16 protein-coding genes are annotated in these 12,356 nt (G+C 70.0%); 7 read left to right on the forward strand and 9 right to left on the reverse strand.

The window, feature by feature from the left end:
- Positions 1-4 precede the first annotated feature (4 nt).
- Both IJ15_RS0118205 and IJ15_RS0118210 read right to left on the reverse strand, forming a co-directional pair.
- Positions 5-1,516: a glycerol-3-phosphate dehydrogenase/oxidase gene (locus tag IJ15_RS0118205; protein ID WP_031939779.1), complete on the reverse strand. Its 1,512-nt coding sequence runs from the start codon at positions 1,514-1,516 to the stop codon at positions 5-7.
- Positions 1,517-1,543: 27 nt separating this feature from the next.
- Positions 1,544-2,152: a TetR/AcrR family transcriptional regulator gene (locus tag IJ15_RS0118210; protein ID WP_031939780.1), complete on the reverse strand. Its 609-nt coding sequence runs from the start codon at positions 2,150-2,152 to the stop codon at positions 1,544-1,546.
- Between the two features lie 20 nt (positions 2,153-2,172).
- Here IJ15_RS0118210 and IJ15_RS0118215 point away from each other — a divergent pair, with 20 nt between their 5' ends.
- Together IJ15_RS0118215 and IJ15_RS0118220 are read left to right on the forward strand one after the other, a co-directional pair.
- Positions 2,173-3,801: an FAD-binding oxidoreductase gene (locus IJ15_RS0118215; RefSeq protein WP_031939781.1), complete on the forward strand. Its 1,629-nt coding sequence runs from the start codon at positions 2,173-2,175 to the stop codon at positions 3,799-3,801.
- Positions 3,798-4,721: a diacylglycerol kinase gene (locus IJ15_RS0118220; RefSeq protein ID WP_031939782.1), complete on the forward strand. Its 924-nt coding sequence runs from the start codon at positions 3,798-3,800 to the stop codon at positions 4,719-4,721. The genes IJ15_RS0118215 and IJ15_RS0118220 overlap by 4 nt, the downstream gene beginning before the upstream one ends.
- Positions 4,722-4,724: 3 nt before the next feature.
- Here IJ15_RS0118220 and IJ15_RS0118225 read toward each other — a convergent pair whose 3' ends face one another.
- On the reverse strand, positions 4,725-5,438 hold the full coding sequence (locus tag IJ15_RS0118225) for a PIG-L deacetylase family protein (RefSeq protein ID WP_031939783.1): 714 nt from the start codon (positions 5,436-5,438) through the stop codon (positions 4,725-4,727).
- 54 nt (positions 5,439-5,492) lie between these two features.
- Positions 5,493-5,678, reverse strand: coding sequence for a hypothetical protein (locus IJ15_RS0118230; protein ID WP_031939784.1), 186 nt, complete (start codon positions 5,676-5,678; stop codon positions 5,493-5,495).
- Positions 5,679-5,911: 233 nt separating this feature from the next.
- Between IJ15_RS0118230 and IJ15_RS0118235 the strand changes: the two genes are divergently transcribed.
- Genes IJ15_RS0118235 through IJ15_RS0118245 form a run of 3 tightly spaced genes read left to right on the forward strand, consistent with a single transcriptional unit; the run spans position 5,912 to position 7,821 of the window.
- Positions 5,912-6,523: a biotin transporter BioY gene (locus IJ15_RS0118235; protein ID WP_031939785.1), complete on the forward strand. Its 612-nt coding sequence runs from the start codon at positions 5,912-5,914 to the stop codon at positions 6,521-6,523.
- A gap of 15 nt (positions 6,524-6,538) precedes the next feature.
- Positions 6,539-7,219, forward strand: coding sequence for an energy-coupling factor ABC transporter ATP-binding protein (locus IJ15_RS0118240; protein WP_031939786.1), 681 nt, complete (start codon positions 6,539-6,541; stop codon positions 7,217-7,219).
- Positions 7,216-7,821: an energy-coupling factor transporter transmembrane component T family protein gene (locus IJ15_RS0118245; protein ID WP_031939787.1), complete on the forward strand. Its 606-nt coding sequence runs from the start codon at positions 7,216-7,218 to the stop codon at positions 7,819-7,821. Before IJ15_RS0118240 ends, IJ15_RS0118245 begins: the two co-directional genes overlap by 4 nt.
- Positions 7,822-7,848: 27 nt before the next feature.
- Here IJ15_RS0118245 and pspM read toward each other — a convergent pair whose 3' ends face one another.
- The 5 genes from pspM to pgsA all read right to left on the reverse strand — a co-directional run bounded on the left by pspM (position 7,849) and on the right by pgsA (position 11,278).
- Positions 7,849-8,718, reverse strand: a complete 870-nt coding sequence (gene pspM, locus IJ15_RS0118250; RefSeq protein ID WP_407984094.1) for a phage shock envelope stress response protein PspM — start codon at positions 8,716-8,718, stop codon at positions 7,849-7,851.
- A gap of 30 nt (positions 8,719-8,748) precedes the next feature.
- Complete coding sequence (pspA, locus tag IJ15_RS0118255; protein WP_031939789.1) at positions 8,749-9,570, reverse strand: phage shock protein PspA; 822 nt, start codon at positions 9,568-9,570, stop codon at positions 8,749-8,751.
- A 184-nt stretch (positions 9,571-9,754) separates the two neighbouring features.
- Positions 9,755-10,111 (reverse strand): helix-turn-helix domain-containing protein, encoded by a 357-nt coding sequence (locus IJ15_RS0118260; RefSeq protein ID WP_031939790.1) that lies wholly within the window; start codon positions 10,109-10,111, stop codon positions 9,755-9,757.
- 73 nt (positions 10,112-10,184) lie between these two features.
- The gene (locus IJ15_RS0118265; protein ID WP_031939791.1) at positions 10,185-10,673 is read right to left on the reverse strand and encodes a CinA family protein; all 489 of its coding nucleotides are present in this window, start codon (positions 10,671-10,673) and stop codon (positions 10,185-10,187) included.
- Positions 10,670-11,278, reverse strand: a complete 609-nt coding sequence (gene pgsA / locus IJ15_RS0118270; RefSeq protein ID WP_051919173.1) for a CDP-diacylglycerol--glycerol-3-phosphate 3-phosphatidyltransferase — start codon at positions 11,276-11,278, stop codon at positions 10,670-10,672. Before pgsA ends, IJ15_RS0118265 begins: the two co-directional genes overlap by 4 nt.
- A 156-nt stretch (positions 11,279-11,434) precedes the next feature.
- Here pgsA and IJ15_RS0118275 point away from each other — a divergent pair, with 156 nt between their 5' ends.
- Together IJ15_RS0118275 and IJ15_RS0118280 are read left to right on the forward strand one after the other, a co-directional pair.
- Positions 11,435-11,968, forward strand: coding sequence for an amino-acid N-acetyltransferase (locus tag IJ15_RS0118275; RefSeq protein WP_407984095.1), 534 nt, complete (start codon positions 11,435-11,437; stop codon positions 11,966-11,968).
- Between the two features lie 42 nt (positions 11,969-12,010).
- The gene (locus tag IJ15_RS0118280; protein ID WP_031939794.1) at positions 12,011-12,295 is read left to right on the forward strand and encodes a YciI family protein; all 285 of its coding nucleotides are present in this window, start codon (positions 12,011-12,013) and stop codon (positions 12,293-12,295) included.
- Positions 12,296-12,356 lie beyond the last annotated feature (61 nt).

The following is a 12,356-nucleotide window of genomic DNA, read 5'->3' on the forward strand; positions in this document are numbered from 1 at the left end:
CCGATCAGGATCCGTTCAACGCCCGCTCCGCCGCCGGCAGTGCCCGCTCCCGGTCGCCCGCGACGAGCCCGATCCGGGTCCGCCGGTCGAGCAGGTCGTCGACGTCGAGGGCACCCTCGTGGCTCACCGCGAACGCCAGTTCCGCGTGCGTGACGTCGATCCCCTCGGCGATCGGTGTGAGTGCGCCGGCCTCCGCCACCAGGCCCGCCTCGCTGCCGTACCGGGCGACCAGCGACGCCGGCAGGCTGCGGGGGGCGGTGCGGGAGGCACCAACCGCCGGCAGATCGGTCGTCACACACCCGCGCGCGGTCAGGCCACCCGCCGCGATCGCGGCATCCACGGCGTCCTCCGCCATCTTCCGGTAGGTGGTGAGCTTGCCGCCGACCACGCTGACGACGCCGTTCGACGAGCGCAGCACCGCGTGGTTGCGGGACAGGTCCGCGGTCTTCCCCTCGCCGCTGTCGAGCAGTGGGCGCAGACCCGCGAACGTGCCGAGGACGTCGGCACGCGTCAATGGGGTCGCCAGGGCCGTGTTCACGGTGTCGAGCAGGAAGTCGATCTCGCCGTCGGACGCGGTCGGCACGTCCGGCAGCGGACCGTCGACGGCCTCGTCGGTGAGGCCCAGGTACACCCGGCCCAACTGCGCCGGCAGCGCGAACACGAATCGGTTGGTCTCACCCGGAATGGGGACCGTGAGCGCCGCAGTGGGATTGCCGAGCAGTTCGGCGGGCAGCACCAGATGCGTGCCGCGGCTGGGCTTGAGCCGGATGTCCGGGTCGACCTGCCCGGCCCAGACGCCGGCCGCATTGACGACCGACCGGGCGCGGATCGTCACCTCCTCGCCGGTGATCTCGTCCCGCAGGCGCGCCGACTCGCCGGTCACGTCGTACGCCCCGACCCGGGTCAGCACCGACGCACCGTGGGCGGCCGCGGTCCGCGCGAGCGCCACCACGAGTCGAGCGTCGTCGACCAGCTGCCCGTCGAACGCCAGCAGACCGCCCCGCAGTCCCTCGCGGCGGACGGCGGGGGCGAGCTGGGCCACGCGATCCGCCCCGACCCGGCGCGACCGCGGCAGCACCGCCGCCGGCGTGCGGGCGGTGATCCGCAGTGCGTCACCGGCCAGGAAGCCCGTCCGGACCAGGGACTTCTCGAAGAAGCTCACCGACGGCAGCAGCGGCACCAGCTGCGGCAGGGCCCACACCAGGTGCGGTGCGGTGCGCGTCATGAGGATCCCGCGCTCGACGGCGCTCTCCCGCGCGATCCCGACGTTGCCGGACGCCAGGTACCGCAGACCACCGTGCGCGAGCTTCGAACTCCACCGGCTGGTACCGAACGCCAGGTCGTGCTTGTCCACCAGCACCGTGCGCAGGCCGCGCGAGGCGGCATCGAGCGCCGTGCCGACACCGGTGATGCCGCCACCGATCACCAGGACGTCGACGACCTCGCCGTCCCCGAGATCGGAGAGTTCCCGACTGCGGCGCTGTGCGTTGAGCGCGGACCGCGAATTGTCCTGCACTGTTCCTCCTGGAAGTGGGATCGGTGGTCAGAGCACCGGTCGGGGCGCGAGATAGGAGTCGACGGCGACCCGTAGTTCGTCGACGAGCGCGGGCGGGGGCAGCAGTTCGGCGGCCATCCGCGCCGACTGGACCGCCGACTGGACGATGAGCAGGACCATCGTCGCCATGTGCACCGGATCCGCGACGCGAATCGAACCGTCGTGCTGTCCGGCGGCGACGGCGGCGGCGACCACCTCGACGATGGCCCGCTGACTCGCCCCGAGCCGGTCGACGACGTAGGTCATGAGCATGTCCGGGTCCGAACGCAGGATCTTCACGAACAGGGGGTGCTCGCGCATCTCCGTCGCGACGTCGACGACGGCCCGCACGAGTTGGACGCGGGCGGGGGCGTCCCCGGTCATCGCGGGGATCGCGGTGCGGATCTCGCGGGTCAGGAGGTCGGCGACGACGGCCCGGGTGTCCGGCCAGCGCCGGTACACGGTGGGCCGGCTCACGCCGGCGCGGCGGGCGACCTCGGCGAGCGTCGTCCGCCGGATCCCGAACTCGAGCACACACGAGCGGGCCGCGTCGAGGATCTGGTCGTCGACGCTCGGAGATTCCCCGGCAGATCCGGAAACTTCGTTACAGATAGACATCGTATGTAACACTGTAACGCATGTCCGATGCCTTCGTGCCCGAAGTCCCCGCCACCACCGCACCCACCATGGAGTGGGACGCCTGGGGTGTCGCCGAGTCCCGCCGACACCTGTCACCGCAGATCACGACCCTGCTGCAGCAGGCACTCGGGGTCGCCGTCGAACAGGCGGCGCCGCCCACCGAATCCGACGTGACGCTGCGTGAGAGCACCCTCGGCCACGCCCTCGTCGCCGCGCTCCGCGAACTCCTCGGCGCCGGCCACGTCCGCACCGACACCGCATCCCGCCTGCGGCACGCGGGCGGCAAGAGCACCCCGGACCTGCTGCGCCGCAAGGCCACCGACCCGCAGGATGCCCCCGACGCGGTACTGCTGCCCGGCTCGCACGAAGAGGTGCTGGCCCTGCTGCGGTTCTGCGCGGCAGAGGGCGTCGCGGTGGTCCCGTTCGGCGGTGGCACCAGCGTCGTCGGCGGCGTCGACCCCGCCCGCGGACGGTTCCACTCCGTCGTCGCGCTCGACCTGCAGCGCCTGAACGCGCTCACCGACCTGGATCCGGTGTCCGGCGTCGCGACGCTGCAGGCCGGACTCACCGGCCCTCAGGCGGAGCAGGTCCTCGGCGAGCACGGCTTCTCGCTCGGCCACTTCCCGCAGAGCTTCCAGTTCGCCACGATCGGCGGATTCGCCGCGACGCGGTCGTCGGGGCAGGCATCCGCCGGCTACGGCCGCTTCGACGACATGGTCGAGTGGCTGCGTGTCGCGACCCCGTCCGGCACCCTCGACCTGGGCCGCGGACCCGCATCGGCCGCCGGGCCCGACCTGCGCGAGCTGTTCGTCGGCTCCGAGGGCACCCTCGGCATCATCACCGAGGTGGGCCTGCGCGTGCACCCAGTCCCCGAACGCACCGCCTACCAGGCCTGGTCGTTCCCCGACTTCGAGACCGGCGCGGCCGCGCTGCGCGCGGTCGTGCAGTCCGGGTCCGCACCCACCGTCATGCGCCTGTCCGACGAGGCCGAGACCGGCATCAACCTCGCGCTGGCCGGGGACATCGGCGGCGACAGCCCCGCCGCGGGCTGCCTCGCGATCACCACCTTCGAGGGCACCGACGCCCACGTCGAGGCCCGCTACGCCGAGGCGACGGCACTGCTCGCCGCCTCGGGCGGCACGGCACTGGGCGAAGGGCCGGCACGGTCCTGGGAGCACGGCCGCTTCGACGCGCCCTACCTGCGCGACGCTCTGCTCAACGCCGGCGCGATCGCCGAGACCCTCGAAACCGCCACGCGCTGGTCCAATCTCGCGAACCTGCGCACCGCGGTCACCGCCGCACTCACCGAATCGCTTGCCGCACAAGGCACCAACGCCCTGGTGATGTGCCACATCTCGCACACCTACCCCACCGGCGCGTCGTTGTACTTCACCGTGGTGTGCGCGCAGGCCGACGACCCGCTGGCACAGTGGGCCGTCGCCAAGCGCGCCGCAGGTGACGCGATCATGGCCGCGGGCGGCACCATCACCCACCACCACGCGGTGGGCCGCGACCACCGGCCGTGGATGGAGACCGAGGTCGGCCCGCTGGGTGCGCGCGTCCTGCGGGCGGTCAAGGACGCAATCGACCCCGCCGGAATCCTCAACCCTGGCAAGCTCATCCCATGACGAAATCGGTCACGGTTCTGACCAATCCCGCCGCCGGCAGCGGCCACGCCCCCTGGGCGTCGGCCGCCGCCGTCGCCCGGTTGCGGGAACGCGACGTCACGGTCACCGAGATCGAGGGCAGCTCCGCGGACGAGGCACTGGAGATGGCCCGCAAGGCCGTCGCCGAGGGCACCGACGCGCTCGTCGCCGCGGGCGGCGACGGACTGGTCAACATCGCGTGGCAGGCGTTGGCGCAGAGCGGGACTCCGCTGGGCATCGTCCCCGGCGGTACCGGCAACGACCATGCGCGGCTGTTCCACATCCCGGTCGACGACCCGGTGAAGGCCGCCGACATCATCGCCACGGGCGACGTCGCGACCGTCGACCTGGCGCGGGCCGGCGACCGCTGGTTCGGCACCGTGCTGTCGAGCGGCTTCGACGCTCTCGTCACCGATCGCGCCAACCGGATGCGGTGGCCCAAGGGCCCGATGCGCTACAACTTCGCGATGGTCGTCGAACTGGCGAAGCTCGAGCCGATCCCCTACCGGATCGTGCTCGACGACCGCACGATCGAACTCGACGCGACGATGGTCTCGGTCGGCAACGGCACCTCCTACGGCGGCGGCATGCTCATCACGCCGAACGCGAAGCTCGACGACGGCCTGCTCGACGTCACGGTCGTGAAGTCGGGCGGACGGTTCAAACTGGTGCGCCTGTTCCCCACCGTCTACAAGGGCACCCACGTCGACCTCGACGAGGTGGAGACCTACCGCACCCGCACGCTCCGACTCGAAGCACCGGTGCCGGGTTCCTCCACAGGTTCCGCTCGCGCCACACCGGTCACGTCGTACGCGGACGGTGAGTTCGTCGGGCAGTTGCCGCTCGACATCGAAGCCGTCCCCGGTGCCGGACGGGTCATCGTCGGCGCCCCGCTCGGCTAGGGGTCAGCCCCCGAAGACGTACAACTCGAAGCCGACGGCACGGTCGGCATCGAATCCAGGCTTGGGCCCGGTGGACATCTCGATCTGCCGGGCCGCCTGGTCCGACACAGGTTCGTCGCTGAGCGCCTCGAGATAGGCATGATGCTCACACAGCGACTCGACGGCACGCTCGACGGTGGCGGTGACATCCACCGCGTGCGTGGTGCCGACCATCGCGTTCACTGCCGCCCACCGCACACCGGTCCACGGCGGCTCGGTGAGTTCGGGAAAGATCCACTCGTTCGCGGCGTCGGAGACCGCGTCGAGGACACTGAGCCCGACGGCCCGGTGGTCGGCACTGTTGAGGAAGCCCGGCCCCCACGTCTCTCGGTGGTTCATCGTCACGACCATTTCCGGGCGGTGCGTCCGGATCACCCGGGCCAGATCCCTGCGCAGGTCCAGCCCGTGCTCGAGCCGGCCGTCGGGGTAGCCGAGGGATTCCACCTGCGACACCCCCACGACGGCGGCCGACCGTATCTCCTCGGCCTCACGCAGGGACCCACACTGTTCGGGATGCAGGCCCGCGATCCCCGCCTCACCACTGGTGACCAGGGCGTACCGAATGTCCTTGCCCTGGTCGGTCCATCTGGCGACCGCCGCCGCGGCGCCGTACTCGATGTCGTCGGGGTGGGCGACGATCACCAACCCCCGCTGCCAGTCCTCCGGAATCGGCTCCATGACGTCAGCATGCCCCGCCGGGCGCCCTCGTGCGTGCCGTTCGTCGCTCGGACGTCAGAACCGCGTCGTGTCCGTGCTGCGGTCGCTGCCGGACGTTCCCGACATCGCCTTGAACAACATGTAGAGCCCGAACACGACCGCGCTCACCACCAGGACCCAGAACAGCCCCTTCACCAGCGCCCCGACCACCATGAACGCGATCCACACCAGCGCCACGATGCCGACGATCTTCCAGAACACGATGTGCCTCCTGATTGGTCCCGTGCCGACGATCCTACGAGCGCGGCACCACGATCGTCGCACGTGCCGAAACGGAAATCACCAGCTCAGCGGCAAGTTCAGGGAAAGATGGGTGATCACCCTGAGTCCGCCGACCAGGCTGGGATACGGCGTCGGCGTCCGGTTGACATAAGCTCGGCGGGTTGGACCCGATCCGCCCCGTTCGCGAAGACCACGAGGAGTAGTCGATAGCCGTGTCGCAGACATCCACCACGAGCACTCCCCGCAACACCGCTCGCGATCTCGCGCAGATCGCGGTCTTCGCGGCCCTCATCGTGGCGCTGGGCCTGCCCGGCACGATCAACGTCGGCGGCTCCGCCGTTCCGATCACCCTGCAGACCCTCGGCGTCATGCTCGCCGGCGCACTCCTCGGTGCCCGCAAGGGCACGCTGGCGGTGCTGACGGTGATCGTCCTGGGCCTGGCACTGCCGGTCCTCGCCGGCGGCCGGACGACCCTGGTGTCCCTCGCGAGCCCCACGGCGGGCTTCCTGATCGGCTGGCTGCCCGCCGCGGCCGTCATCGGATGGCTCAGCTACAAGATGCTGCCCAAGTACAACGTGTTCGGCGGCATCGCCATCAACGCGATCGGCGGCATCGTGGTGCTGTACGCGTTCGGCATCCCCGGCATGCTGCTCAAGACGGATCTCACGGTGTCCGGTGCGTTCGCCGCCAACCTCACCTACCTGCCGGGCGACGTGATCAAGGCGGTCGTCGCCGCGGTCGTCGCCGCACAGGTCCACCGCGCATACCCCGCGCTGGCCGCACGCGCCTTCCCCGCGACGCCGGTGCGGGCCGACGTCGCATAGATCGACTCCTGCACGATGAGCGAGATCCGATTCGACGGTGTCCACCATTCCTACGGTGAGCGCACCGTGCTGGGTGGAATCGACCTGACGCTCACCGAGCGGCGGATCGGCATCATCGGCGCCAACGGCAGCGGCAAGTCCACGCTCGCGCGGATGATCAACGGTCTCGTGACCCCGTCGTCCGGGGCGGTGTCCGTCGACGGACTCGACACCGCCCGCAAGGGCCGTCAGGTCCGCCGCAAGGTGGGCTTCGTCTTCACCGACCCCGACCATCAGATCATCATGCCGACCGTGTCCGAGGACATCGCCTTCTCGCTGCGCCGCAGCACACTGAGCAAACCCGAACGCGCCGACCGGGTCACCCAGGTCCTCGCCGACTTCGGGCTGTCCGGGCACGCGGACCATCCCACGCACCTGCTGTCGGGCGGGCAGAAGCAACTGCTGGCACTCGCGGCGATCATGGTGACCGACCCCGACGTGCTGGTCGCCGACGAGCCCACGACACTGCTCGACCTGCGCAACGCCCGGCTGATGCGGTCGACGCTGGCGGGCCTGCGCCAGCAGTTGATCGTCGTCACCCACCACCTGGACCTGCTCGACGACTTCGACCGTGTCATCGTCATCGACCGCGGCGGCGTCGCAGCCGACGGCGAACCCGGAGAGGCAATCGCCCACTACCGCGAGCTGATCGGATGACGACGCTCGGCCTCTACACCCCCGGCTCCTCGCTGCTGCACCGACTCTCGCCCGGACCGAAACTGGTCGCGATGGTGGTCCTGATCGTCGCCGTGACGATCCTGATGCGCCAGCCGTGGCACCTGCTGCCCGCGGTCGCCGTCGTCGCGGCCCTGTACGCGGTGGCACGGGTCCCGCTGCGGGTCGCGCTCGCGCAACTGCGTCCCCTGATGTGGGCGCTGCTGTTCATCGGCGCCTTCCAGGTGATCTTCACCGGCTGGGAACGCGCGGTCGTCGTGTGCGGAACGATCGTGCTGGCCGTGGCGCTGGCCGCGCTGGTCACGCTGACCACGCGGGTGTCCGACATGCTGGAGACGATCAGCCGCACCCTGCAACCACTGCGCCGGGTGGGCGTCAATCCCGAACGGGCGGGACTGGTGCTGGCGATGACACTGCGGTGCATCCCGCTGCTCACCGGCATAGTCCAGCAGGTCTCGGACGCCCGGAAGGCCCGCGGGCTCGGCTTCTCGCTGCGTGCGCTGGCGGTGCCGGCGGTCGTCTCCGCGCTCTTGACCGCCGAGGCCATGGGCGACGCACTCGCGGCACGCGGCGTCGACGACTGACCGGCGGGACCGCCGTCGGCGACGGTCTCAGCTGCGGAAGCGGCGGTCGATCTCGTCGACCTCGCCGAGCGCCTCGGCCCAGCCCTCGAGCCGATCGGACGCCGACAGCAACTCTTCGCGTTGCCGACCAAGCATCGTGTACGACGACGACTGCGCGGGAGTGGTCATCTTCGCGGCGGCGGTGACCAGCCCCTCGTACTGTGCGACGCCGATGTCGAGTTGCTGTCCAGCGGCGTGCACGGACCGCTCGAGATGCGCGGCGGCCGCGGCGGTGCCACGCCCCGCACTCTCCATCGCGACGACGTCCGCGGCGACAGCCCGCAGCGCCGACGACGCTGCGCGTGCGGTCTCCCCGGTGTGATCGATCTCCTCGGCGTCCACGATCGCGGATCGGCTCAGCACGCCCAGGAGCTGTTGCAGGCTGCTCTCCGCACTCGCGAGCCGGTCCATCGGGGCACGCGCCACCGATCCGACGGGTGGGAGCGGTTGCCGGGTGACGGTGGCGGGTGGCAGCGGGACCGACGTGAGTTGCCGATACGTGCTGATGGACAGCACGGTGGGAATCACGAACAGCGCCGCGGCGCCACCGGTCGCGACGATCGACCAGTCGGGGGCCGACGCGACCGCGAGCGATGCCGACCCCACCACGCTCGCGCCCGAGGCGATGCCGAACCGGGTTGCCCGCTTGCGGGCACGTCGGCGTTTGCGCAGCATGCGTTCGCGGGGATCCGACCAGCGCCGCATCGTGTCGGCGACGCTCCCGCCGACATCTCGCAGCACGCTCTGCGCACTGGTGACGGCGGACGCGGCGCTCGCCGCCAGCCCGGTGTCCTGTCCGAATACAGAACTGGCCGGCCGGGACTTGCGCCCGGACCGGCCACCTCGTGTGTTGCTCATCGAACCGATGTCGTACTCGTCGCGCGGCTTCTACTGCGCGGAGGTCTCGCCGTTGGCGGAGGCCGCGGGCGGCTCCGGCGCGATGGCGGGCTTCGCCGGCGCGGCCGCACCACCGGACGGCAGGGCGTCGCCCTTCATCGAGGCACGGATCTGCTCGAGGCGGCTGTGACCGGCCATCTGGATGCTGGCCTGCTGCACCTCCATCATGCGACCCTGCACCGAGTTCTGGGCCAGCTCGGCGGAACCGAGGGCATCGGCGTAGCGACGCTCGATCTTGTCGCGGACAGCGTCGAGGCTGGGGGTGTTGCCGGGGGCCGACAGCGTGCTGTCCATCGAACGCAGCGACTCGCTGACCCGCTCCTGCATCTTCGCCTGCTCGAGCTGGCTGAGCAGCTTGGTCCGCTCGGCGACCTTCGCCTGCAGCGTCATCGCGTTCTGCTCGACGGCCTTCTTGGCCTGGGTGGCGGCCTGCAGCGACTGGTCGTGCAGTGCCTTGAGGTCCTCGACGCCCTGTTCGGCGGTGACCAGCTGCGCGGCGAACGCCTCGGCGGCGTTGGTGTACTGCGTCGCCTTCTCGATGTCACCGGCGGCCGCGGCCTGATCCGCCAAGGTGACGGCCTGACGCGCGTTGGCGTTGAGCTTCTCCACCTCGTCGAGCTGGCGGCTGAGCTTCATCTCGAGCTGGCGCTGATTGCCGATCACCGATGCAGCCTGCTGGGACAGTGCCTGGTGCTGACGCTGCGCGTCCTCGATCGCCTGCTGAATCTGAACCTTGGGGTCGGCCTTCTCATCAATCTTGGAATTGAAGAGAGCCATCAGGTACTTCCATCCCTTGACGAAAGGATTAGCCATGGGTGTGATCCTGCCTCCATCTGCTGCGCCGCGCGATGCGCGACCCGATGCGCGACCGTCACGCACCGAACTCGGGTCTGCCCCTACCTGCTCATCCGATCCGGAACCGCCGACCGGAGTCGATCGGCGATTCCTCGATCTTCTGTTGTGAATCTAGCGGTTTCCGCGGCTCGGCGGCACCCGCTTACGCCGCCGCCAGTGCCCGCGCCGTGGGCGCCGGAATCACGACACGCGTGTCCTGGGCGATGCGACCGCTGACCGCCTGCGCGTCGTTCGACACGGCGCGGCGGTCCACGTTCTGACGCGGCGCGACGGCGAGCGTCTCACTCACGTCGACCAACACTTCGGCGAGTGGAACCTCGAGCGCATCGCAGATGGCGGCGAGCAACTCGCTCGACGCCTCCTTGCGGCCCCGCTCGATCTCGGACAGGTAGCCGAGACTGACCCGAGCGCTGTTCGACACCTCGCGCAGGGTCCGGCTCTGCGAAACGCGTGTGCGCCGAAGACTGTCACCGATTGCCTCACGCAATAGCAGCGCCATCTCGCTCCTCCTTCATCCGACACCTCACTCGTGAATACAAACGCACGAGTGCAAGCGATTGGTTCCCAAAACCCTATCGCGCCAATCGTTCGAGCAAACTCGACACCGCCGAGCTGACACTGCCCAGACGGATTTCCCAACGATCACCGCTCAGATCCAGGGCCGTGACCTCGGTCCCGTCGGGTCCTGCCACACCGAGGAAGACGGTTCCCGGGGCGTGTCCGTCCTGCCAGTCCGGACCGGCAACCCCGGTCAGGCCGACACCCCAGTCCGCACCGCATCGCGCCCGTGCGCCGTCGGCGAGCTGCGCGGCGGTGCTCGGCGCCACCGGGCCGTCGGACTCCAGCACATCGGCGTCCACGCCGCCGAGCACAGCCTTGAGGTCGGTCGCGTAGACGATCAGCCCGCCGCGGAGCACGGCACTCGCACCCGGAACACCGGCCAGGGTCGCCGCGAGCAGGCCCGCGGTCAGCGACTCCGCGGTCGCGACGGTCTGTCCCCGCCGGCCGAGTGCCTCGACCAGTTCACGGGCGGGCACGGCACCGGCGAGCGGGTCGGTCATGTGCGCCCGGCGCCGGCACGAAGGCGCACCGCCTGGATGACGTAGTCCAGACCGGTGACCACGGTCAGCACCACCGCGAGCGCCATGAGTGTCGCGCTGAACGGCGCGAAACCGTCCGGCAACGGAGCCAGGTAGAACCCGATCGCGGCCGCCTGCACGAGCGTCTTCAGTTTGCCGCCACGGCCCGCGGGTATGACACCGTGCCGCAGGACCGCGAACCGCATCAGCGTGATCCCGAGTTCGCGTGCCGCGATGATGCCCGTCACCCACCAGGAGAGGTCGCCGAGCATCGACAGTCCGACGAGCGCGGCGCCGATGAGCGCCTTGTCGGCGATCGGGTCGGCCATCTTCCCGAAATCGGTGACCAGACCGTACTTGCGGGCCAACTGCCCGTCGATCCGATCGGTGATGGCAGCCACCGCGAAGATCGTCGTCGCCGCGATCCGCCATCCGGTGGAATCACCACCGTCGGCGAACAGGGCCACCAGGAAGACCGGCACCAGGGCGATACGCAGCATCGTCAGAATGTTGGCGATGTTGAACAGCGGAACCGGGGTGTGCGGGGCGACGCCGTCGCCGGGCCGGGCGTCAGTGGCCGCGGCGATGTCTCGACGCGGCGAAGGCTTCGGCGTATTCACTCTCGCGCCGATCCGACGGTTCGCCCAGGCACACCCGAGTCGAACGGAACGTGGTGTGGGGCGATGGATCGGGGCGGCACACTGCTCACAATATCTGTTGCGGCTACCACTACTGTGCACCACATGACATCTGGGACTCCTGCGGCTGGAACGAACGAGGCTGAAGGGATGCAGGTGCGGCGCGCGCGCACCTCTGACGTACCGGACATCAAGAGGCTGATCGACATCTATTCGGGAAAGATCCTGCTCGAGAAGAACCTCGTCACCCTGTACGAGGCCGTCCAGGAGTTCTGGGTCGTCGAGCAGGCCGGCGAGATCGTCGGCTGTGGCGCGATGCACGTGCTGTGGTCCGATCTGGGCGAGGTCCGGACCGTCGCCGTCGACCCACGGGTGAAGGGTCGCGGCGCAGGCCACCTGGTGGTCGCCAAGCTCATCGACGTGGCACGCGACCTCGAACTGGAGCGACTGTTCGTGTTGACGTTCGAGGTCAGCTTCTTCGCCAAGCACGGGTTCGCCGAGATCGAGGGCACCCCGGTGACCGCGGAGGTGTACGCGGAGATGTGCCGGTCGTACGACACCGGCGTCGCGGAGTTCCTGGACCTGAGCTACGTCAAGCCGAATACGCTGGGCAACACCCGTATGCTGCTGACGCTCTGAGCACTCCGGACCCCCACGTCCAGATCCCGGGAACGAGGACACATGCCACTGTTCGCAGTCGAATACACCTACGCGCACGAGAAGTCCGCGCAGCGCGACGACCACCGCACCGATCACCGAGCGTGGCTGGCCGACCTGGTCCGCCGCGCCGTCGTGCATTCGTCCGGCCCGTTCGCTGACGGCAGCGGCGCCCTGATGATGGTCGAGGCGGCATCCGCCGGCGACGTGGAGGCCCTGTTCGACCAGGACCCGTTCGCACGGGCGGACCTGGTGGAGCGTCGGGTCGTGCGCGAATGGACCCCGGTCTTCGGCGTCTTCGCGCAGTAGGTTCGCCGGGCCGTCCGCGCCGCCAGTCCACCGGAACACGCCGGCCGGGTCGCCCCGGCCG

It is taken from the genome of Prescottella defluvii (genome assembly GCF_000738775.1).
GTDB lineage: Bacteria > Actinomycetota > Actinomycetes > Mycobacteriales > Mycobacteriaceae > Prescottella > Prescottella defluvii.

Excerpts from the sequence above, each read along its gene's own strand:
- IJ15_RS0118275 (WP_407984095.1), top strand. The coding sequence starts at position 11,435 with ATGACATCTGGGACTCCTGCGGCTGGAACGAACGAGGCTGAAGGGATG.
- IJ15_RS0118240 (WP_031939786.1), top strand. The coding sequence starts at position 6,539 with ATGAGCGAGATCCGATTCGACGGTGTCCACCATTCCTACGGTGAGCGC.
- IJ15_RS0118265 (WP_031939791.1), bottom strand. The coding sequence starts at position 10,673 with ATGACCGACCCGCTCGCCGGTGCCGTGCCCGCCCGTGAACTGGTCGAG.
- pspA (WP_031939789.1), bottom strand. The coding sequence starts at position 9,570 with ATGGCTAATCCTTTCGTCAAGGGATGGAAGTACCTGATGGCTCTCTTC.
- IJ15_RS0118210 (WP_031939780.1), bottom strand. The coding sequence starts at position 2,152 with ATGTCTATCTGTAACGAAGTTTCCGGATCTGCCGGGGAATCTCCGAGC.
- pspM (WP_407984094.1), bottom strand. The coding sequence starts at position 8,718 with ATGAGCAACACACGAGGTGGCCGGTCCGGGCGCAAGTCCCGGCCGGCC.
- IJ15_RS0118260 (WP_031939790.1), bottom strand. The coding sequence starts at position 10,111 with ATGGCGCTGCTATTGCGTGAGGCAATCGGTGACAGTCTTCGGCGCACA.
- IJ15_RS0118220 (WP_031939782.1), top strand. The coding sequence starts at position 3,798 with ATGACGAAATCGGTCACGGTTCTGACCAATCCCGCCGCCGGCAGCGGC.
- IJ15_RS0118225 (WP_031939783.1), bottom strand. The coding sequence starts at position 5,438 with ATGGAGCCGATTCCGGAGGACTGGCAGCGGGGGTTGGTGATCGTCGCC.
- IJ15_RS0118215 (WP_031939781.1), top strand. The coding sequence starts at position 2,173 with ATGTCCGATGCCTTCGTGCCCGAAGTCCCCGCCACCACCGCACCCACC.
- IJ15_RS0118280 (WP_031939794.1), top strand. The coding sequence starts at position 12,011 with ATGCCACTGTTCGCAGTCGAATACACCTACGCGCACGAGAAGTCCGCG.
- IJ15_RS0118245 (WP_031939787.1), top strand. The coding sequence starts at position 7,216 with ATGACGACGCTCGGCCTCTACACCCCCGGCTCCTCGCTGCTGCACCGA.